At 38.7% G+C, this 22,358-nt stretch carries 21 protein-coding genes; 6 read left to right on the top strand and 15 right to left on the bottom strand.

All coding sequences use genetic code 11. The features are described from left to right. The first annotated feature begins 23 nt into the window (after positions 1 to 23). Positions 24 to 944 (top strand): TraB/GumN family protein, encoded by a 921-nt coding sequence (locus tag I6F10_RS15350; RefSeq protein WP_197099091.1) that lies wholly within the window; start codon positions 24 to 26, stop codon positions 942 to 944. Positions 945 to 1,059: 115 nt separating this feature from the next. On the opposite strand, the gene trpS is transcribed toward I6F10_RS15350, so the two are convergent. From trpS to rpe, 3 genes are read right to left on the bottom strand one after another with little or no spacing between them, the layout of a single operon-like run. Continuing rightward, a complete protein-coding gene (gene trpS, locus I6F10_RS15345) occupies positions 1,060 to 2,064 on the bottom strand; it encodes a tryptophan--tRNA ligase (protein ID WP_002958388.1) in 1,005 nt (334 codons plus the stop codon). 32 nt (positions 2,065 to 2,096) lie between these two features. After that, positions 2,097 to 2,762: a phosphoglycolate phosphatase gene (locus I6F10_RS15340; RefSeq protein ID WP_024595274.1), complete on the bottom strand. Its 666-nt coding sequence runs from the start codon at positions 2,760 to 2,762 to the stop codon at positions 2,097 to 2,099. Beyond that, positions 2,762 to 3,445 (bottom strand): ribulose-phosphate 3-epimerase, encoded by a 684-nt coding sequence (gene rpe, locus I6F10_RS15335; RefSeq protein ID WP_002958386.1) that lies wholly within the window; start codon positions 3,443 to 3,445, stop codon positions 2,762 to 2,764. Before rpe ends, I6F10_RS15340 begins: the two co-directional genes overlap by 1 nt. A gap of 161 nt (positions 3,446 to 3,606) precedes the next feature. Between rpe and I6F10_RS15330 the strand changes: the two genes are divergently transcribed. Further along, positions 3,607 to 3,903 (top strand): hypothetical protein, encoded by a 297-nt coding sequence (locus I6F10_RS15330; RefSeq protein ID WP_002958385.1) that lies wholly within the window; start codon positions 3,607 to 3,609, stop codon positions 3,901 to 3,903. Positions 3,904 to 3,906: 3 nt separating this feature from the next. After that, positions 3,907 to 4,092 carry a DUF2970 domain-containing protein gene (locus I6F10_RS15325; protein WP_002958384.1) on the top strand — a complete coding sequence of 62 codons (186 nt, stop codon included), beginning with the start codon at positions 3,907 to 3,909 and terminating at the stop codon, positions 4,090 to 4,092. Here I6F10_RS15325 and I6F10_RS15320 read toward each other — a convergent pair. The 9 genes from I6F10_RS15320 to I6F10_RS15280 form a co-directional block, all read right to left on the bottom strand. Further along, entirely contained in the window at positions 4,049 to 4,906 is an 858-nt protein-coding gene (locus I6F10_RS15320; RefSeq protein ID WP_002958383.1) for a Dam family site-specific DNA-(adenine-N6)-methyltransferase, read from the bottom strand. The genes I6F10_RS15325 and I6F10_RS15320 overlap by 44 nt on opposite strands. A gap of 53 nt (positions 4,907 to 4,959) precedes the next feature. Then, positions 4,960 to 6,312 (bottom strand): SPOR domain-containing protein, encoded by a 1,353-nt coding sequence (locus tag I6F10_RS15315; protein ID WP_165742864.1) that lies wholly within the window; start codon positions 6,310 to 6,312, stop codon positions 4,960 to 4,962. Next, positions 6,313 to 7,383 carry a 3-dehydroquinate synthase gene (aroB, locus tag I6F10_RS15310; RefSeq protein ID WP_197099090.1) on the bottom strand — a complete coding sequence of 357 codons (1,071 nt, stop codon included), beginning with the start codon at positions 7,381 to 7,383 and terminating at the stop codon, positions 6,313 to 6,315. It lies immediately after the preceding gene. Positions 7,384 to 7,410: 27 nt separating this feature from the next. Beyond that, positions 7,411 to 7,929, bottom strand: a complete 519-nt coding sequence (gene aroK / locus I6F10_RS15305) for a shikimate kinase AroK (protein WP_004589350.1) — start codon at positions 7,927 to 7,929, stop codon at positions 7,411 to 7,413. A gap of 184 nt (positions 7,930 to 8,113) precedes the next feature. Further along, positions 8,114 to 10,219, bottom strand: coding sequence for a type IV pilus secretin PilQ (locus I6F10_RS15300; RefSeq protein WP_165742863.1), 2,106 nt, complete (start codon positions 10,217 to 10,219; stop codon positions 8,114 to 8,116). Then, positions 10,206 to 10,745: a pilus assembly protein PilP gene (locus I6F10_RS15295; RefSeq protein ID WP_024605281.1), complete on the bottom strand. Its 540-nt coding sequence runs from the start codon at positions 10,743 to 10,745 to the stop codon at positions 10,206 to 10,208. The genes I6F10_RS15300 and I6F10_RS15295 overlap by 14 nt, the downstream gene beginning before the upstream one ends. Beyond that, a complete protein-coding gene (locus I6F10_RS15290; protein WP_002958377.1) occupies positions 10,742 to 11,347 on the bottom strand; it encodes a type 4a pilus biogenesis protein PilO in 606 nt (201 codons plus the stop codon). Before I6F10_RS15290 ends, I6F10_RS15295 begins: the two co-directional genes overlap by 4 nt. After that, positions 11,337 to 11,909: a PilN domain-containing protein gene (locus tag I6F10_RS15285; protein WP_002958376.1), complete on the bottom strand. Its 573-nt coding sequence runs from the start codon at positions 11,907 to 11,909 to the stop codon at positions 11,337 to 11,339. Before I6F10_RS15285 ends, I6F10_RS15290 begins: the two co-directional genes overlap by 11 nt. After that, positions 11,897 to 12,976: a pilus assembly protein PilM gene (locus tag I6F10_RS15280; protein WP_165742862.1), complete on the bottom strand. Its 1,080-nt coding sequence runs from the start codon at positions 12,974 to 12,976 to the stop codon at positions 11,897 to 11,899. The genes I6F10_RS15285 and I6F10_RS15280 overlap by 13 nt, the downstream gene beginning before the upstream one ends. A 130-nt stretch (positions 12,977 to 13,106) precedes the next feature. On the opposite strand from I6F10_RS15280, the gene I6F10_RS15275 reads away from it, so the two are divergent. Beyond that, the gene (locus tag I6F10_RS15275; RefSeq protein ID WP_165742861.1) at positions 13,107 to 15,599 is read left to right on the top strand and encodes a penicillin-binding protein 1A; all 2,493 of its coding nucleotides are present in this window, start codon (positions 13,107 to 13,109) and stop codon (positions 15,597 to 15,599) included. 64 nt (positions 15,600 to 15,663) lie between these two features. Here the strand turns inward: I6F10_RS15275 and metL are convergent, their stop codons facing one another. Both metL and metB read right to left on the bottom strand, forming a co-directional pair. After that, positions 15,664 to 18,009 carry a bifunctional aspartate kinase/homoserine dehydrogenase II gene (gene metL, locus I6F10_RS15270; RefSeq protein ID WP_165742860.1) on the bottom strand — a complete coding sequence of 782 codons (2,346 nt, stop codon included), beginning with the start codon at positions 18,007 to 18,009 and terminating at the stop codon, positions 15,664 to 15,666. A 168-nt stretch (positions 18,010 to 18,177) separates the two neighbouring features. Then, on the bottom strand, positions 18,178 to 19,425 hold the full coding sequence (metB, locus tag I6F10_RS15265) for a cystathionine gamma-synthase (protein ID WP_165742859.1): 1,248 nt from the start codon (positions 19,423 to 19,425) through the stop codon (positions 18,178 to 18,180). Positions 19,426 to 19,714: 289 nt separating this feature from the next. Between metB and metJ the strand changes: the two genes are divergently transcribed. Continuing rightward, positions 19,715 to 20,035 (top strand): met regulon transcriptional regulator MetJ, encoded by a 321-nt coding sequence (metJ, locus tag I6F10_RS15260; RefSeq protein WP_002958371.1) that lies wholly within the window; start codon positions 19,715 to 19,717, stop codon positions 20,033 to 20,035. 64 nt (positions 20,036 to 20,099) lie between these two features. Here the strand turns inward: metJ and I6F10_RS15255 are convergent, their stop codons facing one another. Next, complete coding sequence (locus tag I6F10_RS15255; RefSeq protein WP_024596313.1) at positions 20,100 to 21,341, bottom strand: malic enzyme-like NAD(P)-binding protein; 1,242 nt, start codon at positions 21,339 to 21,341, stop codon at positions 20,100 to 20,102. Between the two features lie 589 nt (positions 21,342 to 21,930). On the opposite strand from I6F10_RS15255, the gene I6F10_RS15250 reads away from it, so the two are divergent. After that, a partial coding sequence (locus I6F10_RS15250) for a transposase domain-containing protein (RefSeq protein ID WP_197099089.1) occupies positions 21,931 to 22,358 on the top strand: 428 nt, incomplete at its 3' end.

Below are 22,358 nucleotides of genomic sequence, written 5' to 3'. Positions count from 1 at the left end.
AAAAGTTACATAAAGGAATTATCATGAAAAAATTCACAAAAAAATTAGTATCTGCCAGCGTATTACTTAGTTGTAGTCTTTTAGCAAATACAGCACAGGCCCAAAGCTCTGTATGGCAAGTAAGCAATGGTAATGACTCACTATTTATTGGCGGTACAGTTCACATACTACCTAAAGCCGAAATGCCACTACCCGCTGAGTTTAACCATGCTTATGAACAAGCGGATACAATTATTTTAGAAGCACCGTTATCTGACCCAGCCGATACTAATGCGCAAATGCAAATGTTAGGCGCACTATCGTATACAAATAACGAAACGTTAAGTCAAAAACTAGAACCCGAGATTAAGGCATCACTTGAAAATAAGCTTAACAAGTTTGGCGCTAATCTCGCTAAGTTAGATGGCTTTCGCCCTGCTATGGTTGGTATTGTTTTAATGTCGATGGAGCTTCAAAAGCAAAATTTAATGGGTGAAGGTGTTGATGCTTACTTTACTAAAAAAGCGACTGAAGATAACAAAACAAAAAATTACTTAGAAACAATCGAATTTCAGTTAGAGCTTTTTAAAAAAATGGGTCAAGGCAACGAAAACGACTTCATTAAACGTAACTTAGCCGAGCTTCACAACTATGGCGATATGTTTAAAGGACTTTTAGCTGCCTGGCGCAAAGGTGATACAGACACACTGAATAAAGTGGCACTTGAAGATATGCAGAAAAATGATCCGAATAGTTATAAACAACTCATTACAGATAGAAATAATGATTGGTTACCAAAGGTAGAAGCCATGTTTAACAACGACAAAAATGAGTTTGTACTTGTTGGAGTTGCCCATCTTGCAGGACAAGATAGTTTACTTACCTTACTTGAAAACAAGGGCTATAAAGTTTCTCTAGTTGATATTGATAGCACGGCAGATATAGCAGTAAGAGGGGCTGAATAATGGATAAAACAGACAAACTAGCGATATCGCTACTGTTTCTATTTGGGTCTATCATGTTGATATGTGCTATATAAAAAATGCCGCTAACAAGCGGCATTTTTTTATTTTAATAAACTTACCCGCGAGGAATAAAACCAAGCGCATCGTATACCGATTTCAATGTTTTCTCAGCGCGTACACTTGCTTTTTCAGCACCTGACTTCATTATGCCATCAAGTAGGTTTTGATCTTCTCTGATCTCTTTAAAGCGTGCTTGAATTGGCTCAATCATATTTACAACTGCATCTGCTGTATCTTTCTTTAAATGGCCATACATTTTATCTTCATACTCAGGGACTAGGTCTTCAATTGAGCGCTTAGTTGCAACACTCAATAAAGTAAGCAAGTTTGATACGCCAGGCTTTTCTGTGCGATCAAAATAAATACGTGCTTGTTCATCTGAATCAGTTACTGCTTTTTTAAGCTTTTTCACAATTTGCTTAGGCTCATCTAATAACATGATGTAACCATTTGGGTTTTCGTCAGACTTAGACATTTTTTTAAGTGGATCTTGCAAGCTCATTACGCGTGCACCAAACTCAGGGATGTACGGCTCTGGTAATTTAAATACGTCGCCATATAAATTATTAAAGCGTGTGGCTATATCGCGAGTCAGCTCTAAGTGTTGCTTTTGATCATCCCCTACTGGTACTTGATCAGCTTGGTATAATAAAATATCTGCAGCTTGCAATACCGGATATGAAAATAAGCCCACGTTTACGTTATTTGCGTGCTTAGATGACTTGTCTTTAAACTGAGTCATTCGATTAAGCTCACCCATTTGCGCGTAACAATTTAGTACCCACGCTAATTGTGCGTGCTCAGGTACTTGCGATTGTACAAATAACGCAGATTTTTCAGGATCAATGCCACATGCCGCATAAAGAGCAATACCATCTAACACTCGAGAGCGCAGTAATTCAGGCTCTTGGCGAACCGTAATAGCGTGTAAGTCTACTAACATAAAGAAACTTTCGTGGTCTTCCTGTAACTTTAGCCACTGGTTAATAGCGCCAACATAGTTGCCTATTGTCATACCACCGGTTGGCTGAATGCCGCTTAAAACTACTGGTTTACTCATGATTTTCCTTTATTTTGCTTAATGAATAATATTTAACGCTGCGTTAGAACAGGTATTATATCTAAGAAGTTATCGCATAGGTACTGCGGATTATAATCCTCAAGACTTTCACCTTGGTTATAGCCATAACTAAGTGCAATTACGTCTATATTAGCGGCTTTAGCTGCAAGTATATCGCTTTTAGAATCACCTATCATTATTGCTTTATTAGGTTCCGCATTTAGTTTTTTGCAGGCAAATAGCAATGGTTCTGGCGATGGTTTTTTTGCCATGTCGTCACCGCATACAACCACATCAAAATGACTCGTTAGTGCCAGTTTATCGAGTAGTTTCTCTGTAAAAATTCGAGACTTATTAGTGATTAATGCTTTAGGCATACCGCGAAGTGCTGCAAGCCCTGTTTCTACATGTTGGTACAAAACACTATACTCACCAACTTGTTGTTCATAATACTTATAGAACTGTAATATTGCTTTGCCACTAAGTGACTCATCTAAATTTTCACTCACTTGCATATCGCCACTCAAAGCGCGTTTTACAAGGACTTCAACACCATTACCAACCCAACTTTCAACCAAGCGTTGACTAACAATAGGAAAAGCAAAATCGCTCAAGGTTAAATTAATAGCGATATACAAGTCGTAAACGCTATCAACCAAAGTACCATCTAAATCAAATAAGGCGACATCGTACTTCATTACTTAACACTTCCAAGCTGCTCACGCATTTGATCAATCACCACTTTGTAATCAGGTTGATTAAAAATAGCTGAGCCTGCAACAAACATATCAGCACCCGCTCGAGCCGCTGCTGCAATATTATCGACCTTAATACCACCATCAACCTCTAAGCGAATATCTCGGCCTGATTCAATAATACGCTGTTTGGCTTGGCGTAATTTTTCAAGCGTATGAGGGATAAAGCTTTGCCCGCCAAACCCAGGATTTACCGACATTAGTAAAATGGTATCTAGCTTATCAATAACATGATCTAAATAACTTAGGCTTGTTGCTGGGTTAAACACTAAGCCTGCTTTACAGCCGTGATCTTTAATTAACTGTATTGTACGATCGACGTGCTCACTGGCTTCAGGATGAAAAGTAATAATAGAAGCACCAGCCTCAGCAAATAAAGGTATTATGCTATCTACAGGCTTAACCATTAAATGTACGTCGATAGGTGCTGTAATACCGTAATCTCTTAGTGCTTTACACACCATAGGACCAATTGTGAGATTAGGTACATAGTGATTATCCATTACATCAAAGTGAACCACATCAGCACCCGCTTCGAGAACTTTATCAACATCTTCGCCTAGCTTTGCAAAATCAGCAGACAAAATAGAAGGGGCTATTAAATATTTTTGCTCTGGGTTAAACATGATTAACTCCATCAATAAATAGTGTATTGCGTTAATGTAACTTAATTGAAGATGTTACCCAAGTAATATGGCGTAATAGCCCCCATTTTAGGTAACTTTAAGTTTGATATTTAACCAGTATTTGCTATGATTAAAAAAGTAACAAATTATTGGATTTCATCATGCGTGCTTTTAAAATTGGGATATTAATTGCGTCGGCATTACTGCTTATCGGGGCGTTTAGCTTTGGTTCAAGCTCTGAGCAAGAATTAAGCTCAGTGAGTAATTGTCATAATACACAAGTGGTAAGTGCTCAAAACACTTTAACTGCGTGTATTAAAGCTGAAGAAGAGTCATCATGGTTTTCGTGGTTAACTGGCGATAGCCGTAGTGCTCAGTTTCATTACCTTGATTTACTGGAACTACTTACTAGTTCTGAAGATTCTAAAAACGCTCCTTCTTTAAAACCTTTATTTTAAATAATGCTACAATTTTTTAGCGCGTTGCAAAGTGTGCTAGCTGCATTTTTTGGTGTTCAATCTGAAAATAAACGCCAAGTCGATTTTAAACAACATTCCCCTTTATCCATCATTTTAATTGCGATTGTACTATTTGTTGCTTTTGTTATCGCAATTTACGCAGTGGTTGCTTGGGTGCTAAATACATAGCCATCAACTCGTCAACTTTATTTCTAGAGCCACCTTTGGGGCTAATAGTGCGCTTTACTTGAATTTGCTCAAGCGATGCTTGGCTATAAATTTTACGCGTCCACACGGTATCGTGATTTGAAATAAGCACAGGCGTGTTATTTTCAAATGCGGCTTGTTCTGCCAAATTAGCTAAGTTAGCCTGATCATCTAAATTAAACCCCCCTTTTGCGTATGACGTAAAAGAAGCCGTTTTACTTAATGGCACATAAGGCGGGTCGCAATAAATAACAGCATTGTTAGGTACTAACTTAAAAACGTCATCGTAATCTAAACAAGTGAACGTTGCTTTTTGTGCTTTTTCAGCAAAAAAATACATTTCTTTTTCAGGAAAGTAAGGCTTTTTATACTTACCAAAAGGCACATTAAAAATGCCTTTTAAATTATACCTACACAGTCCGTTGTAACCATGGCGGTTCATGTATAAAAACAAGATTGAACGTTCGTATACATCACGGCTTTGATTAAACTGCACACGGTATTCGTAATACGCATCTGCGTGATTATTCAAATCAACAAATAGCTTTTTAGCGTCACTAATAAGCTCATCTGGAGAGCTTTTAAGCTCTTTATATAAGTTAATTAAGTCTGCATTGATATCGTTGAGGATATAGTGCTTAAAGTCACTATTTAAAAACACAGAGCCTGCACCAACAAAAGGTTCAACCAAAGTATCAGCATGCTTGCTAGCTTGGTTTAATCGCGCATTAATGTTTTCAACTAGGCTGTATTTTCCGCCGGCCCATTTAAGGAAGGCTCTACTTTTTTGCTGCATTGGCTCTTTACTTCAATCTGGTGTTGCGCGATTTTACACTAAAGCAGTGTGTTTTACTGATCAACGACTGCTATTTCTTGCTTTATTTTACTAATTTTTTTATAGAAAGGTTTATTTTTTCTAACCCCAGGGGGTAAAGTATCCATTGCTGATTTTGCCTCGTTTATACTCTCAAAGCTGCCAAATGTAACAACCCACCATATTTGATTATTTCGCTTCGTTTGGTAAGTGTGTGCTTGCTGCTGTAGATTGAATTGAGCAATAAAATTATCGCGAACTTCCTGCTGAGTTACCGCTAATAATTGAATAACACTATTTGTATCTGCTTGCTGCATGTACCAAATATTATCTTGGCTTATCTGAGTTTGCTCTGCTGTATTTACTTTCTCTACTTTTAGAGCTTTAGATACAACGTCACCTGCTTCACTGCTTTTGTTTTTAGCGCTATTATCAATAGCATTGTCTAATACCTTAACTGTATTTGCAGGTTCGCTAAGACTTTGCATGATAGCAGGCACATCATTAATGTGTACGCTCTTTGGCTCAATATCTGGCTCAACTCCTTCAGGGTCATTTAAGGTAACTACTGAGTCATTTTGCTTTATAACCGGCTCACTTACTTGCTCTACAGATATTGCTGTATTTAGGACTTGTGTTTCTTCCTGCTGATAATATTGTTGCCACCACTGCGTCATATCAGACTTATAAAGCAGACCAATAATTAAAAGCATAATTAACAACATCAAAATCAATAAGTGTAATCGCCAAGATACTTTATCTTTAACGATAATATCGGCTATGTGCTCGCTAGGTTGCCAAGCAAGCAATAAACTGGGGTTACCATGAGCCTCGGCTAAAAAAGTACTAAAAACAGGGTCTTCATCATAAGGTAAATCAGTAAAGTACCACTGCAATAACATCTTGCTTTCTCGAAGCGTTAGTGGCTCCAAGTAAATTTCGACAGCGTCATTTAAAGCAAGTTTAGACTGTGATGCAATTATGATATACAACGTATTAGGGCTATTTTTAGAAAGCAGCTCAAGCTCAATTAGTATCTCTTCAGATAGTTGCCTACCGCCATCAAGCACCCATAAACAAGGTCCGCACTGCTGTTGCTCAAGCAGCTGGTAATAGTTTTCAGGTAAACTTAAATTATGATCAACCAAAGGGGAATTAAAGCTTTGCTCTAATAAATCGCTCATTAGCTGAGCGTCAGTCATTTGTGCACTTACTTGCACAAACGCTTTATTAAAGTCATTGTATTTATCTGTAATGAAGGTTTCGAGCATATAACTTTTACCTAGCCCCGATGTGCCAAGTAAAACTATTAAATTTTGTCCGTACTCAAATTGCAGTGCGATTCTATCCACCAAAGCCGCACGGCTTGGTAAAATTTGTGACTGCATTTACTGCTCGATTAAGTCTCTAACTTGGTCATCAGAAACATCATCAACTAATGCACACTGGCCAAATTGGGTAGGTAGAATAAAGCGTATAGTGCCTCTTTTATTCTTTTTGTCTTTACGCATATGCGTTAGGAACTGCTCGCTAGTCATTTGCTTTGGAATTTCTGTTGGTAAATTATATAGCTCAAGCAGCTTAATAATTCGATCAACTTCACTTGCGCTTAAATCTTGGCGTGTCTTGGCAAGTTTAGCTGCTAATACCATGCCTGTTGCAACAGCTTCGCCATGTAACCAAATGCCGTAGCCCATTTCTGCCTCAATTGCATGGGCAAATGTATGACCTAAGTTTAATAAAGCACGTAAACCATGCTCTTTTTCATCTTGCGCAACTATAAGTGCTTTTATTTCACAACATCTAAAAATAATATGCTGTAAACATGTTTCATCTAGTTGCTGCAAATTAGCTACGTTTCGCTCTAAGTATGCAAATAATTCGGTATCGTAAATCAGACCATACTTAATTACTTCAGCCATACCTGCTGCAAACTCTCTTGCTGGTAGGGTGTGTAATGTTTGTGTATCAATAAAAACCGCTTGAGGCTGATAAAATGCCCCTATCATATTTTTACCTAAAGGATGATTTACTGCCGTTTTACCACCTACCGATGAGTCAACCTGTGAAAGCACTGTCGTTGGTATTTGAATAAACGGTACGCCGCGCTGATAACACGCCGCTACAAAACCAGTTAGATCACCTATAACACCGCCACCTAACGCAATTAAGCACGTATCTCGGCCACAGTTATTTTGGAGTAAAAATGCTGATATTTTTTCAAACCATTCAAGTGATTTATATTGTTCACCGTCAGGAATAATAAAAGATAGCGGATTTTGATCTGCTAATGAGTCAAGTAACGCTTGTAAATATAAAGGCGCTATTGTGTCATTAGTAATGATGATAGGCCGACAATCACCAATGTGGTGAACCAGGCGGCCATTATCTTGAAGTGCAGATTGCCCAATATAAATAGGATAACTTCGCTCGTCCAAATTAACTGTTAATTTAAGCATGCTTAGTTATTTCCTTATTATTGGTTTTTAAAAATCTAATTTCTCGATGATTTGGTTAGCAACAACTTTAGCGCTTTGCTCATCGGTACGTACAACAAAATCGGCAACTTCTTTGTATAGGGGCTCGCGTTCTTCTGCTAAGCGCTCTAGTACGTTACGAGGTGCTTCTTCAGTTTGCAGTAATGGGCGACGCTTGTCGCGTTGCGTGCGTGCAACTTGCTTTTCTATAGGTGTCTCTAGGTATACAACGATACCTCGAGCCGAAAGCTTGTTTCGAACTTCTTTGCTCATTACTGAACCACCACCGGTAGCAAGTACAATACCTTGCATCTCGGTTAAATCGCCAATAACAGACTCTTCTCGAAGTCTAAAGCCTTCTTCACCTTCAAGATCGAATACCCATGCAATATCTGCACCTGTGCGGCGTTCGATTTCTTGATCAGAATCAACAAATTCAAGGTGTAATTGGTCAGCGATGTGACGACCAATCGTGCTTTTGCCAGCCCCCATGGGGCCAACTAGAAATATATTACGTTTCTCAGCCATATCTTTTAGTACAAACAAACTCTAAAATTTGAAATAAAACCCCGCCTAACGACCTGGCCCCAAAATTAAGGAGGGGATTATCTCAGTAATTGCAGGGGTATTTCAAGTCAATTAGAATAAAAAGCCATATAACGAGCAATTAATCTAAATAATCACCCGTTGGTTAACATAAAACCACTGTATTTTAATCAATTTGTATTTTCGGTGTCACGAAAATAAGTAATTCACGCTTTTCATTAAACTCACTTGTGGTTTTAAATAGTCTTCCTACGTAAGGAATGTCACCTAAAATTGGCACTTTACTCGTAGTATTAATGATTTGCTGTTGGAAAATACCACCGAGTACTACGGTTTGGCCATTCTCGACTAACACTTGTGTTTGAATTTCTTGAGTATCAATAGACACCGCTTCACCAGTACCTGTTTGAACAGTATCACCACGTGTATCTTGAGTAATAATTAAATCTAGAATTACTTTATTATCAGGTGTGATATGAGGTGTAACTTCTAAGCTCAGTACCGCTTTTTTAAAGCTTACGGTAGTAGCACCGCTTGAAGCTGACTCTGTATAAGGAATTTCAGTACCTTGCTCTATTCGCGCTTTTTGCTGATTAGCCGCTATTATACGTGGACTTGCAATAATCTCGCCTTTATTCTCTTCTTCAAGCGCACTTAGTTCTAAATCAATCAGCGTACCGTTAGCCAGTTTTGCTATGTGTAAGCCAATGCTAGCCGCAGGGTTAGTGATAGGTAAATTTACATTCAATCGGTCTGAAATACTTGGTGCATCTGAAGTAGATGTCGCATTATAAATACCTTCTGCGCCTTCAAGAGAGCCTGAAATACCAACACTACTGCCTTGGTCACTAAAGCCCCAACGTACGCCTAAGTCTTCAGTAACGTTATCGCGTACCGTTACCATCCGAGATTCTATTACAACCTGCTGCACTGGAATATCAAGCGTTTCAATCATGCGGCGAATGTTTTCTATACTCTTAACAGTATCTTTTACTAACAAAGTATTTGTACGTTGATCAACAGATACACTACCACGGGCAGTTATAATACTGTTTGTATCTGTTTTTAATAAGTCAGCAAAATTTTCGGCTTTAGCATAGTTTAATCGGATGTATTCACTATATAGAGGCTCTAAGTCTTCAACTTGCTGTTTAGCTTTTAAATCTTTGGCTTCACGTGCTGCAAGTTCTTCTGCAGGCGCTACCATTAATATAGAGCCATCCATGCGCTTATCTAGCCCTTTAATACGTAGTACTACGTCAAGCGCTTGATCCCACGGTACACCATCTAGGCGCAGCGTTATATTGCCCGTTACTGAATCACTGGTTACTAAGTTAAAGTCGTTGTAACCCGCGATAATTTGCAGTGCTGCACGCACAGAGATATCTTGAAAATTTAAGGTCATAGGACGACCTTGATACTCAACCCCACCATCTAAGTACGCATTTTGCGTTTCATCTTTTTCTATTGTCAACGTTAAAATATTATCTATTTGCTGATACGTAAACGTGAACTGAGCATTAGGTTCGATAACAACACGACTTAAACCATCTTCTTTAAAAGTCTCGATATTACTTACAACAGTTCCAAAATCTAATACATCTAATTCATAAAGTAGATCGTCTAAAATATCGGTGTGATGAAAGTCAGCATAAATTTTCCCGCCACTTTCATGGACTTCAATTGCAGCTTGAGTGTCTTGTAAAAATACAAGTACTTTTGCTTCACCCTTCTCACCACGTCTAAAATCAATTGACTGGATACGGTTAATGTAATTTCCACTTACATCACCTGAGTCCATCACTACATCTTCATTTTCAGATTCTGTAAGAGGGTTATCAGAGACACGTATCGATACTAAATTATTATGAACTTCAGTCTCATAAATTTTTAATCTATCTAAGTTTATCGTTACCTTTAAACCACTGTTAGTTAAAACATTAGTAACACTGCTAATTCCAGCTTGATTAACTTCAACATCATTTAAACCAACTTCTAACTCTGCAGTATCAAAAAACATTTCGATTCGGGCTGGGCTATTAAACACTTGAACTTTTGGTTCAAAGGTTAACTCTTCATCAAAAACAAGCTGTAATTCAGTTTCGCCTTTAAGTAATGGATTATAACGAACATCATAAAGCAATGGCCCAGCTATGGCTGAGTTTACAGTGACTAAAGCAACAGCAGCCAGTAATGTCCGTGAAATACGATGAAGCCAAAGTACATCCTTATGCATCCTATTTTTACCTTTTTTATTATTAATTTGCGCCATCTGTTGCCGCCTCTAACATTTCTAATTTCGTCAGGCGCTCTTTCCAACAGCCAGACCCATCAGGGATTAATTCCACTAATTCTATATAGTCGTTGCTTACTATTTTTACTTTGCCATCATAACTTCCAAGATAATTCCCTACCGTTACGCGGTGCAAAGTGTCATCTGTTGCTGTAATTAATGCCCATATTTGTCCACTAGAGCCAATTGTGCCTTTCATTGCTAAATTATCTAGCGGGTATTTCTCTAACGGTTCGCGGCGACGCTCTTGATCTGGGTGCAAACAGTTTTTTACTTGCGTTAGTTTATTTTGAATAATCTCAGGCTGAGGCGCTACAAACGGGCTACGTAGCTGACCAGCACTGTACTCAAATATTTCAAACTTTGTCAGTTCAGGAATCGTCTCAACCTTTGGTGTGGTGCTTGCTTTTACCTGATCAATAAATTCTTTTTGCTCAGAAGTGTCATCATTACAACCAGCTAAAACAAACGCTATAGCTAAAGGTACTACGCGAAGGAGTTTCATTTTTTAACCCCTTCTTCATAACGATATGTTTTTGCAACAACACTGAATGTTAACTGTTTATCGCCCGATGATAAAATAGAAAAGTCATGTAAGCTTACAATTCGGGGTAACTGGGCCACTTTACCTACAAACTCACCAAACTCATGGTAGCTACCTATTACTTCGATTTTAATAGGTAGCTCGGTATAAAATTCTTTTTCAACTTCTGGCAGCCAACCTATTTTTAAAAAAGTCAGACCACTCGTTGTCCCAACATATGATAAATCATCAAGTAAACCAGGAGTTTCGTTCGAAGTGGGTAGACGCTTTAATAGCTGTGAAAACTTATCTTCCATTTCAATCATTTGTTGACGATATATTTCAAGGTTGCTCGCTACTGCATACTTAGTTCGATAAGTTGTTCGTAGTTCAACTTCTTTTGCCACGGCACTATGGTAGCTGTCAATTTCATCAGAAACTAATAGGCTATAACTAAAAAACAATACAAGGCCCGCAACAAATGTGCAGCAAATTGCTTTAACAGCAATTGGCCAATCACCAATGTTATCAAGCTCTATTTCATTCCAATCAATTTCACTCAGTGCTTTAAAATCAAGGTTCATCGCTAACCTCACCAATTTTATCAAATGGTTTTACATAAAATTCCATATTAAAATCACTAAGTAAACGCGAAGATTGATCGCCTGCAACAATGCCCTGCATTGAAGGATTCTCTAGTAAATATGAGCTTTGTACTTGGCGGAGCATTGTTGATAGGCGATTATTAGATTCACTACGTCCTAAAACATGTATTTGGCTGCCTTTGCGCTCCAGCTTTGTTAAATAAACGCCACCTGGCACTATTTTGGCAACTTCATCCATTATTTGCGTACCCAAATTACGGCTGCTTTGCAATTCTTCAATGAGCCTCATACGCTGTTGTAAATTTTCCTTTCTTTTATCTAAGCTTCGTATTTCACTTATTTTTTTATCTAGCATGCTAATTTCTGAGCTTAAATAATTATTCTTTAAATTTTGACCGTCTTTTAAAGCGCTATAAAAAGAACTTAATAAATACATACTTGCAAAACAAAGTATGACGACACCAACAAGTATAGTTACAAATTTCTTTTTCGATTCTTCGCGTTGTGATTCACGCCAAGGCAGTAGATTTATATGTGGCATGTTGAAAAACTCCTTAATGCCAACCCTGTTGCAATTGCAAACTGCGTTTTGTGACGCTGCATTATATTACGGTCTACCTTTGGGGAAATTTCCATATTTATAAAAGGCTCTGCAACAACTGAGTGGATACCGAGTTCTTCAATAAGCAATCGGTCGATACCTTTTATCATCGATGTACCGCCCGTTAATACAATATAATCTATTTGCTCTTTACCACTGGTTGTTAAAAACATTTGCACAGCTCTGCGAACTTGTTGAAGTAACGAAGTTTGAAAAGGGGCTAATACTTCAAAGGTATAGTTTGGCGGTAAATCACCTGATGTTTTGCCTATTTCGGCTTCATCAAAGCCTTTATTATAATAAGCAACAATACTATTTGTATATTGATCGCCACCAAAAACTTGGTCACGGGTATAAATGGTTTCCCCAGCTTGCACAACACTCACAAGCATTAAAACTGCGCCAATATCGACCACAGCCACACACTTATTAAATGCATCGCTAGGTAATTGTTGATAGTAAACGTCCATAGCACGGCTCAATGCGTAGCTTTCTACATCTACTATTTTGGCTTCTAAATTTGCGGCTTCTAAAGCGCCCACCCGTGCTTCAACACTCTCAGTACGAGCAGCCGAAAGCAAAACATTCATTTTGCTAGGATCGGCCTCATTCGTCGAAAGCTTCTCAAAATCGAGGCTCACTTCATCAAGCGGGTAAGGGATTAAACTATCAGCTTCAATTTCAATTTGCGATTCAAGTTCAGCATCTGTTAACGATACATCCATGAAGATCACTTTTGTAATAACTGTTTGGCCAGAAACAGCCACTGCAGCAGATTTTAACGACTTCGGTAATTTTTTTCTTAATTTTGTAATAACGTTACCAATCGCTTCAATATCTTGGATTGTGCGCTCACTCATCGCACCTTTTGGCATAGGCTCAATTGCAAGTGCTTCTAGTCGAAATCCAGTTTCAATTTCACGTAAAAGCACCGCTTTGATAGAGTGCGATCCAATATCAATTCCTACCATCATCGGGGACGGTTTTTGAAATAGTTGACTTAGCATGTTTCAACTTGGCCTTTGTTTTAATAATAAACAAGTTATAATTTTTATCTGAAAAAATATTATTCATTTTTTAATCAATATATACTAGCAGTCAAAACTCGCAATTGGGAGTCCATTTAGGGAAATATAAGTGATTTTATTAAAACGAACTTTACAATTTTTTATCATTTGTGTGTTAATTGGTCTGATCACTTTGGTCAGTCTTTATTACTACGTTAAACCTGATATCCCCAGTGTGCAAGTTTTAAAAGACGTGCAATTACAAACTCCTATGCAAGTATTCACAAAAGATGGGCTTTTAATCAATCAATTTGGTGAAAAGCGTCGTATTCCAGTGACTATTGATGAAATTCCTCAAACCCTCATTAATGCATTTTTAGCGACAGAAGATAATCGATTTTACGATCATATAGGCATAGATCCTATAGGTATTGTACGTTCGGCTATTGTTCTTATATCTACCGGCGAGAAAAAACAAGGCGCAAGTACTATTACTATGCAGCTTGCTCGTAATTTCTTTTTAACTCGCGAAAAAGCATATATTCGTAAAGTTAAAGAAATATTTATAGCGCTACATATTGAAGGTGTATTAACAAAAGACGAAATTTTAGAGCTTTACCTTAATAAAATAGAATTGGGTAATCGCGCTTTTGGTATTGGTGCTGCAGCACAAGTTTATTACGGTAAGGAGTTAAAAGATTTAACACTTGCACAAATGGCGATGATTGCAGGTTTACCGAAGGCCCCTTCAGCTTTAAACCCAATTCGTAACCCAACGCGTGCAAAAGCACGCCGAAATGTTGTTTTAGGGCGTTTATTAACTGAAAATTATATTACTCAAGAAGAATATAACGAAGCAACGAGCCAACCTATCACCGCTTATTTTCATGGTGCTGAAATAAATTTATACGCCCCGTATATTTCTGAAATGGTGCGCGCTGAAATGGTCTCGCGTTATGGAATAGATAAAGCTTACAACTCAGGTTTTAAAATTTTCACCTCGGTAGAGTCTAAAGTTCAAAAAGCAGCGCAAAACGCACTTGTAAACAACTTACATAATTACGATATGCGCCATGGTTTTAGAGGACCAACAGATGTTTTATGGGATCCTGAAACACAACCTGCTTTAACTGAGCAACAAATACTCAATAAATTACAAAGCGTAAATGAGTTGGGTACTTTGAAAGCAGCAGCCGTGCTTAGTGTTAATGATAAAACAGCGTCGGTATTACTTAAAAGTGGCGAGCGCACAACTCTTACTTGGGATAACTTAAAATGGGCGCGTAAATATATTACTCGTTACCGCCAAAGTTTTGCTCCAAAAGCAGCTACAGATATTTTAACGCCAGGAATGCAAATATGGGTGCGTAAAAATGAAGATGACAGCTACTTACTAAGCCAAATACCAGAAGCATCAAGTGCTATTGTGTCACTCGACCCACAAGATGGCAGAATTAAAGCTATTGTAGGTGGTTACAGCTTTGAGCAAAGTCAATATAACCGAGCGGTACAAGCAAAGCGTCAAGTAGGTTCTAATATAAAACCTTTTATATATTCAGCAGCACTTGAAAAAGGTTACACGCTTGCGTCTATATTAAACGATGCTCCTATAAACCAATGGGATAAAAGCCAAGGCGTAGCATGGCGCCCTAAAAACAGCCCTGCTGTATATAATGGTCCGATAAGAATTCGCCGTGCTTTAGCACAATCTAAAAACGTTATTTCGGTGCGCTTACTACGCGGCGTTGGATTACAACGTACAGCTGATCATTTATTAAAGTTTGGCTTTAAAGATTCAGACATTAATCGCAGTGAATCACTAGCACTGGGTAGTGCTTCCATTACACCACTTGAACTTGCTCGTGGCATGAGTGCATTTGCCAATGGTGGCCACTTAATTGAACCTTACTTTATTTCAGAAGTTCAAGATGCTTACGGTAATGTATTGTTTAAAGCAAACCCTGCCCTAGCCTGTGATGAAGAGCCTTTACCAACACGCAATGAATTCTCACTTCATAATAGTAGTGATGAAGTGGAACCAACAAAAAAATGTGCACCGAGAATTATTTCTAAGCAGAATGCATTTTTAATTGCTGATGCAATGCACAGTGGTATTTGGGGCGGCGGTAGTTGGGCCCATAAAACGGGTTGGAGTGGCACAGGTTGGCGCGCACAAGCTTTAGAACGTCGTGATCTTTCGGGTAAAACAGGCACAACTAACGATTCTGTAGACACCTGGTTTAGTGGTTTTAACAGTAAAGTAATGACTTCTGTGTGGGTGGGCTTTGATAACCCAGGTAACGCTCTTGGCCGTTCTACGTACAATAACAACTTAGATAGCAGCCAAATATCTGGTGCTGAATCGGGGGCTAAAACAGCGCAGCCTGCATGGATTGAATTTATGAAAGCCGCACTTGAGGGAACACCTGAAGCGCCAATTGAGCCACCTGAGGGGCTTGTTTCGATTCGTATTGATTTAGCCACTGGTTTGCTAAGCCACAAAAATGACTACACCAGCCGCTTTGAATACTTCGAAAAAGGCACTGCACCGACAAAGTATGTGCTATCTCAGCCAAACGATATATTTGAAGAAGACACAAAAACCGAAGAAGAGCTATTTTAATAATATCTCTGTAATACAAAAAACGGCAGCTTATTTAAGCTGCCGTTTTAATTTAAATAATCGCTTATTTTAAGTTTTGAACAAGCCAATATAAGTCAGAGTGTACACCCGCAGCGGTTACTTCTTTCCCAGCCCCTGGCCCCTGAATCACAAGCGCGTTATCACTATACCATTTACTATTAATTACAAAAATATTATCGCCAGGTGTAAGGTTTGCTAACGCATCCCCATTGGGGACATACGTAATTCCTACTTTAGCGATAACTTCAGTTTTTGTTATATCTAATAGGCCTGTGTATCTCAGTACTGAGTTATTAGCTTTTGCTGTATCAGCATGCTCTTCAATGAACGCATCTAGCTGGGCTTTATTGTTTAGAAAGTCTTCCCAGCTTCCTAGCGCAAGCTCGCCGGGCATTAATGCCGATAAGCTAATATCACCAAGCTCAAGCTCTATACCTAACTCTCGGGCTAAAATAAGTAACTTACGCTGCATATCTCGTCCAGATAAATCCTCGCGAGGGTCAGGCTCTGTGAACCCCATTTTCTGTGCTTCTAATACCAACTCAGAAAAAGCAGTCGTACCATCATACTTACTACATAACCACGAAAGTGTACCCGAGAACACGCCTTCAATACGCGTAATTTTATCACCACTATTTTGCAAATCAGCCAAAGCAAAATTGATAGGTAAGCCTGCGCCTACACTTGTATTATATCGCCAATGTAAATTACGTTCGCCAAGGTTACTACGAAGTGCTTTATACCATGAAGTAGGTGCTGTACCTGCATATTTGTTAGCACTAATTAAATGACAATCTCTGTCTACAAAATCTGTATATAAAAAGCTAAACTGCTCACTTGCAGTAATATCAATTAACACTTTATGTTCGTAGTCAAGCTCGCTTATCGCATTAAGTAAATCCGCAGCTTCATAGCTATTCGCCTCATGCTGCCATTGAGTTTTCCATTGCGGTATATTTATGCCACTTGCATTAAATAACATATGTTTAGAGCGAACCAGCGCTACCAATTTAATACTAAAGTCGTCTGATAAACGCTCAAATTGTGCCGATAACTGCTCAATAAAAGCATCGCCTACATTGCCAAGGCCCGCAACTATAACGGCTATTTCTTGGCCTTTATTGATTAGCTTATCGTGTAAGGCGCTTTGTATATCGCTATCTATAAATTGGTCTGTTAGTAATAAAACATAACCATTATCTTGATGCACAAAACGCGGATTTATAGTCTGCTCAGCTAATACCTCTAAAGCTTGCAGTTTTAGTACGCTAACGTCTTGCTCAGGGGCAACAATTGCACAGCCATTTAAATTTGACTCACTAATATTAGCTCTACCAGCAAAGTAATTAATAACTTGATATGTTTGTGCAGCCGGTACTACTAAATACACTTCACCATTATGGTTAAAATGATGAAGGCTATGCTGAATAAGCTGACTAACGCTTGCGACCTCACCTTCACTTAATCCTTCAACCATTAACAGATCAACATTTTGCAGCGTGGTTATAAAGCGCTTTTTCTTTGCTGAACCTTCTTTTACTATATCTGTTGGGCTTGCTTGCACATCAAAACTACTACGAACAGCTAGCTTAATATCTGTGTTTTTAAGTGGCGATAATGTTTTTGCATGTAATACAGGGTTACCCAAACGAGCTAATAAATTAGCTTGCCCACGACAAATTTTGCCGTACTTAATCGCCTTTTTTACCTTTCGAGGATCAGTGCTAAACACACCCTGTGTATCGGTCCAAATACATACTTGCTTAGCATTACAGTAATTTGCAAGTAGTGTTGCACTATAATCGCTACCGTTGCGTCCAAGTGTTACGGTCTCACCTTTCGTATCGGCGGCAATAAACCCAGTAACAACATTTATCTTATTAGGTAAAATTGACTGTCGACATTGCTGCGCATTTTGCGCATGCATTAATTCACCATCGTTTAAGGTAAAAAGACTACGGGCATCTTGAGCACACGCCTCAATATTTAACTGCTGTAAATAAGTAGCGAGTAAACGTGCTGACCACAGTTCCCCATGCGCAAGTAACGCAGCCTCTTTTAGCTGCTCAGCTTGAGCAAGTTCTGCAATATTACTAAGCTCGGTATTTAGTGTTTTAAGTGCGCAGCGCTTTAAATCAGCTTGTAATAACTGCTCAATTAAATCGCTTTGATGGTTATTTAACTGCAGTAAAATATCAGCGACAGCTTGCGTGTCTTGCAGCTGATAACTTTGCCACAACGACACAAGTGTATCTGTAGTCTTACCTGCAGCAGATACCACAACACAGTCACCCGGCTGAGTATGCCCAATAATTATTTTAGCTACGCTTTGATAGCGCTCACTAGAGCTTAAGCTTGAACCACCAAATTTATGTACACAATTGACCATATTTATACCAATTCGCTTAATTAAGTTGTCTATTTTGAGGTAAAAAACCGTATCGATAACAAGGCAAAAATTTCGTTATTTAGTTGTTCTATATTAGGAATTTTTAACGATGTTATCGTGCGGTTTAATCCCTCAAATTGATTAGGTATTATTGCGGATTGGTATTACTTACCAAAGCGCTGGACGGGCTGCACTTAATTTAACGTTTCCACCAGAAGTGCCAGCACCTTTGCCTACACGGCCAACATTTTTATTTTTCCCTGGTTTTACAAGTTCAAATACTCGTTCAAAGTCAGCTATTAAATCGTGTATATCTTCAATCCCAACCGAAATACGAATAAGCGTATCGCCCACACCCGCTTCTAAACGTGCCTTTGCCTCCATACCTGCGTGCGTCATAGTTGCAGGGTGACAAATTAAACTCTCTACGCCACCTAGTGACTCAGCTAAACTAAACGTTTTAAGGCTAGTTAAAAATGCTGCGGCGTCGTTTATATCGCCTTTAATATCAAAACTAACCATGCCACCAAAGCCAAGTTGTTGTGCTTTAGCAAGCTCATGTTGAGGATGTGACTCAAGTCCTGGATAGTAAACTTGGCTTACAAAATTGGAGCTTTCAAGGTACTTAGCTATTGCTAGCGCATTTTCTTGGTGCTGCCTTAAGCGCACATTTAAAGTACGTAGACCACGAAGCGTTAAATAACTATCAAAAGGGGCGCCCGTAATACCAATATTATTTGCCCACCAAGCAAGCTCATCACCAAGCTCTTGTGTTGCAGCAATAACAGCGCCGCCCACTACATCTGAGTGCCCGTTAATATATTTAGTAGTTGAATGCACCACAATATCTACACCAAACTTAATAGGGTTTTGTAAGGCAGGAGACAAAAACGTGTTATCTGCGGCAACCAATGCACCGCATTGCTTAGCAACATCGGTAACCGCTTTAATATCGGTTAAACGAAGTACTGGGTTACTTGGAGTCTCTATCCAAATAAGCTTAGGTTTAATTGCTAAAATTTGTTGAAGGCTTTCTTCTTTTGTTAAATCTAATACTTCAAGCTTCAATAGTCCGCGTTTTTGTAACGATGTAAATAAACGATAGCTACCACCATAACAATCATGTGGAATTACTAACGTGTCGTCACTGTTAAGTAGCTGAGTAGCTAAATGCACGGCAGCCATACCAGTGGCCGTAATTATGCCACGAGCGCCACCTTCAAGCTTAGCAAGCGTCTCTGCTAAAATATCACGATTAGGGTTACCACTGCGGCCATAATCATACTCACGCTTAGTATCAAAGTCGGCAAACGAATAAGTCGTTGATAAATAAATTGGCGGCACCACTGCACCATGATGTTTATCAGCATCAACGCCGTTACGTACAGCAATGGTCGCTTTGTTTTTTTCGCTCATATTCGTCACCTGATTAATTTGGATGTTTAGACGTCTAAAAGAGTAAGTTATCCGTTTTAATAAGTCAAAGGATTTTAAAGCTCTAGATGGCTAAAGTTAGGGAAGGCGTTTGCTAGTATCATATTTTAGCTCACAAAAGTGAGCTTATTTTTACATCCCAAATAGGCTTATTAAGATAGATCGGTATCTATTATTTGACTATCTTTTTTAAATCGATAGAATTTCACGCATATTTACACGCTTTTTATACCGTGTGAGAAATTAATAATCTGAGGCAACGATACATCTTATGGCTAAATGGAATGGTGAGTATATTCACCCATACGCAGAACACGGGAAAAAATCAGAGCAAGTTAAAAAGATCACCGTTTCGATCCCGCTAAATGTATTAAAAGTTTTAACGGATGAGCGTACGCGTCGTCAAATCAACAACCTCCGCCATGCAACAAATAGTGAATTGCTATGTGAGGCGTTTTTGCATGCCTTTACTGGTCAACCTTTACCAAATGACGATGACCTACGTAAAGACAACGCAGAAAAAGTACCAGAAGAAGTTAAAAAGATAATGCAAGAAATGGGTTTAGAAGTGCCTATTTTAAACGAAGAATAAATCGTTACCTTTTTAATAAAAAAACCTCAGCATTGCTGAGGTTTTTTTGTTTAAGCGTTATATATTACGCCATATAATTTTCCGGCAAGTCAATTTGCGCAACACCCGACTCAACCGCAGCAAGTGCTACAGCTTTAGCTATACGCGGTAGTAAACGCGGATCCATTGGTTTTGGAATAATGTACTGCGCACCAAACTCTAGCTTATCTACGCCTGCGGCTTTTAAAACTTCTGCAGGTACAGGCTCTTTGGCAATACTACGAATAGCCTCAACTGCAGCAATTTTCATTTCATCGTTAATCGCGCTTGCACGTACATCAAGTGCACCACGGAAAATAAACGGAAAACATAAAACATTGTTAACCTGGTTAGGGTAATCAGAGCGCCCTGTTGCCATAATTAAATCGTTGCGTGCGCCGTGAGCAAGTGCAGGATCGATCTCTGGATCTGGGTTTGAACATGCAAACACGATCGGCTTTTCTGCCATTAGTTTTAAATCTTCGGCAGCTAACAAATTAGGACCCGAAACACCAACAAACACATCAGCATCTGCAATTACATCTTGCAATGTGCGTTTATCGGTATTGTTAGCAAAAAGCTGTTTATATTCATTTAAATCATCGCGACGAGTATGAATAACACCTTTACGGTCAAGCATATAAATGTGTTCACGCAGTGCACCACACTTAATTAACAGTTCCATACACGCAACTGCAGCAGCGCCTGCACCTAAACATACAATTATTGCATCTTCAATTGATTTACCTTGTACTTCTAGCGCATTTAACATGCCGGCAGCCGTAACAATGGCGGTGCCGTGTTGGTCGTCATGAAAAACAGGAATGCTACAACGCTCTATTAATGCTTTTTCAATTTCAAAACACTCTGGTGCTTTAATATCTTCAAGGTTAATACCACCGAATGTGTCAGCAATATTGGCAACCGTGTTAATAAAGTCTTCTGTTGTTTTGTGCTTTACTTCAATATCAATAGAATCAAGCCCTGCAAAACGTTTAAACAATAACGCCTTGCCTTCCATTACTGGTTTAGACGCTAAAGGACCTAAATTACCCAAGCCCAAAATTGCAGTACCATTAGTGATAACCGCAACCATGTTACCCTTACCGGTATATTTATATGCATTTGCAGGATCTGCGGCAATTTCACGTACAGGCTCAGCGACACCTGGGCTATAAGCTAGGGCTAAGTCTTGAACTGTTTCAGCTGGTTTTGTTAGCTCAATGCTAATTTTACCAGGTACGGGATGTGAGTGATAATGTAGTGCTTGTTCACGAAAGTCAGACATAACGCGATGGTATCCTGCAATTTAAGTTAAAGTGAGAGGTGGAGTCTTGGGGTACGATACCCTTATTATTTTTAAATTCCAAGCAATATCAGGTCTATCCTGTTATATGCTATATCCTTTAATTTTAAGAGGTTTTTCAGTAACTTTGCAGGATTATATAAACATTTGATAAATAAAAATTCACCAAAAAAGTAAGTTTTGAGGTGCGTTTATGTCTATTAAAATATTAAAAAAATGTATGTTTAACGTATCATCATAAACTTAAAATAACAGCCTACTACACTACTTTAAAAACAGATAAGCCCACGTTAGCTACTTTTATCAACCTAGTTAAAATTTGTACTATTTAAAATATAGAGAATATCTATCAATTTGTCTGCAAAGGTTTATGCATACTCAGAATAAGAATAGGAAATAGTTATGCAAGGTGTGATGTAGCTCGAGCAAGCTAAATAAGATAAGAAGTGGTAAATTTTAGACATAAAAAAAGCACCCTAAGGTTAATGCCGATCAGTTAAGAAAATGACCGGTTGACCGATCCAAACGATCATGCAAAATCCGTAGTTAGGAAACTAACTACGGATTTTTTGTGAATATAGAACAAGCACTGCAAGCAACACTTGAAGAAAGCAGCCGATACCATACCTTTGAAAAATTATCAGAAATTCTTGACCCTGAAATCATTGAACAAGGTTTTCAACAAGCAGGGATTGCAACCGTTCGTAAGCGAAGATTACCGCTTGAAGCCGTTTTGTGGTCAGTTATTGGCATGGCATTGTTTCGAAAAGAATCAGTTTGGAATATCGCTAATAAGCTAGATATCATGTTACCTGGCAAGAACCCACTCGTTGCCCCAAGTGCGATGGTACAGGCGAGACAAAGGTTAGGTGATGATCCCGTTAAACACGTTTTCAATAAATCTGCTCAATCAATGTATAAGCAACAGTCATTCGAAACATGGAATGGTTTGAACCTATTAGCTGTTGACGGTGTTGTGTGGCGAACAGCCGACACGCC

This window comes from Pseudoalteromonas sp. SWYJZ98, from assembly GCF_015864495.1.
GTDB lineage: Bacteria > Pseudomonadota > Gammaproteobacteria > Enterobacterales > Alteromonadaceae > Pseudoalteromonas > Pseudoalteromonas distincta.
The sequence above is the reverse complement of the archived record's forward strand: the minus strand, read 5'-3'. Positions and strand labels throughout refer to the sequence as shown.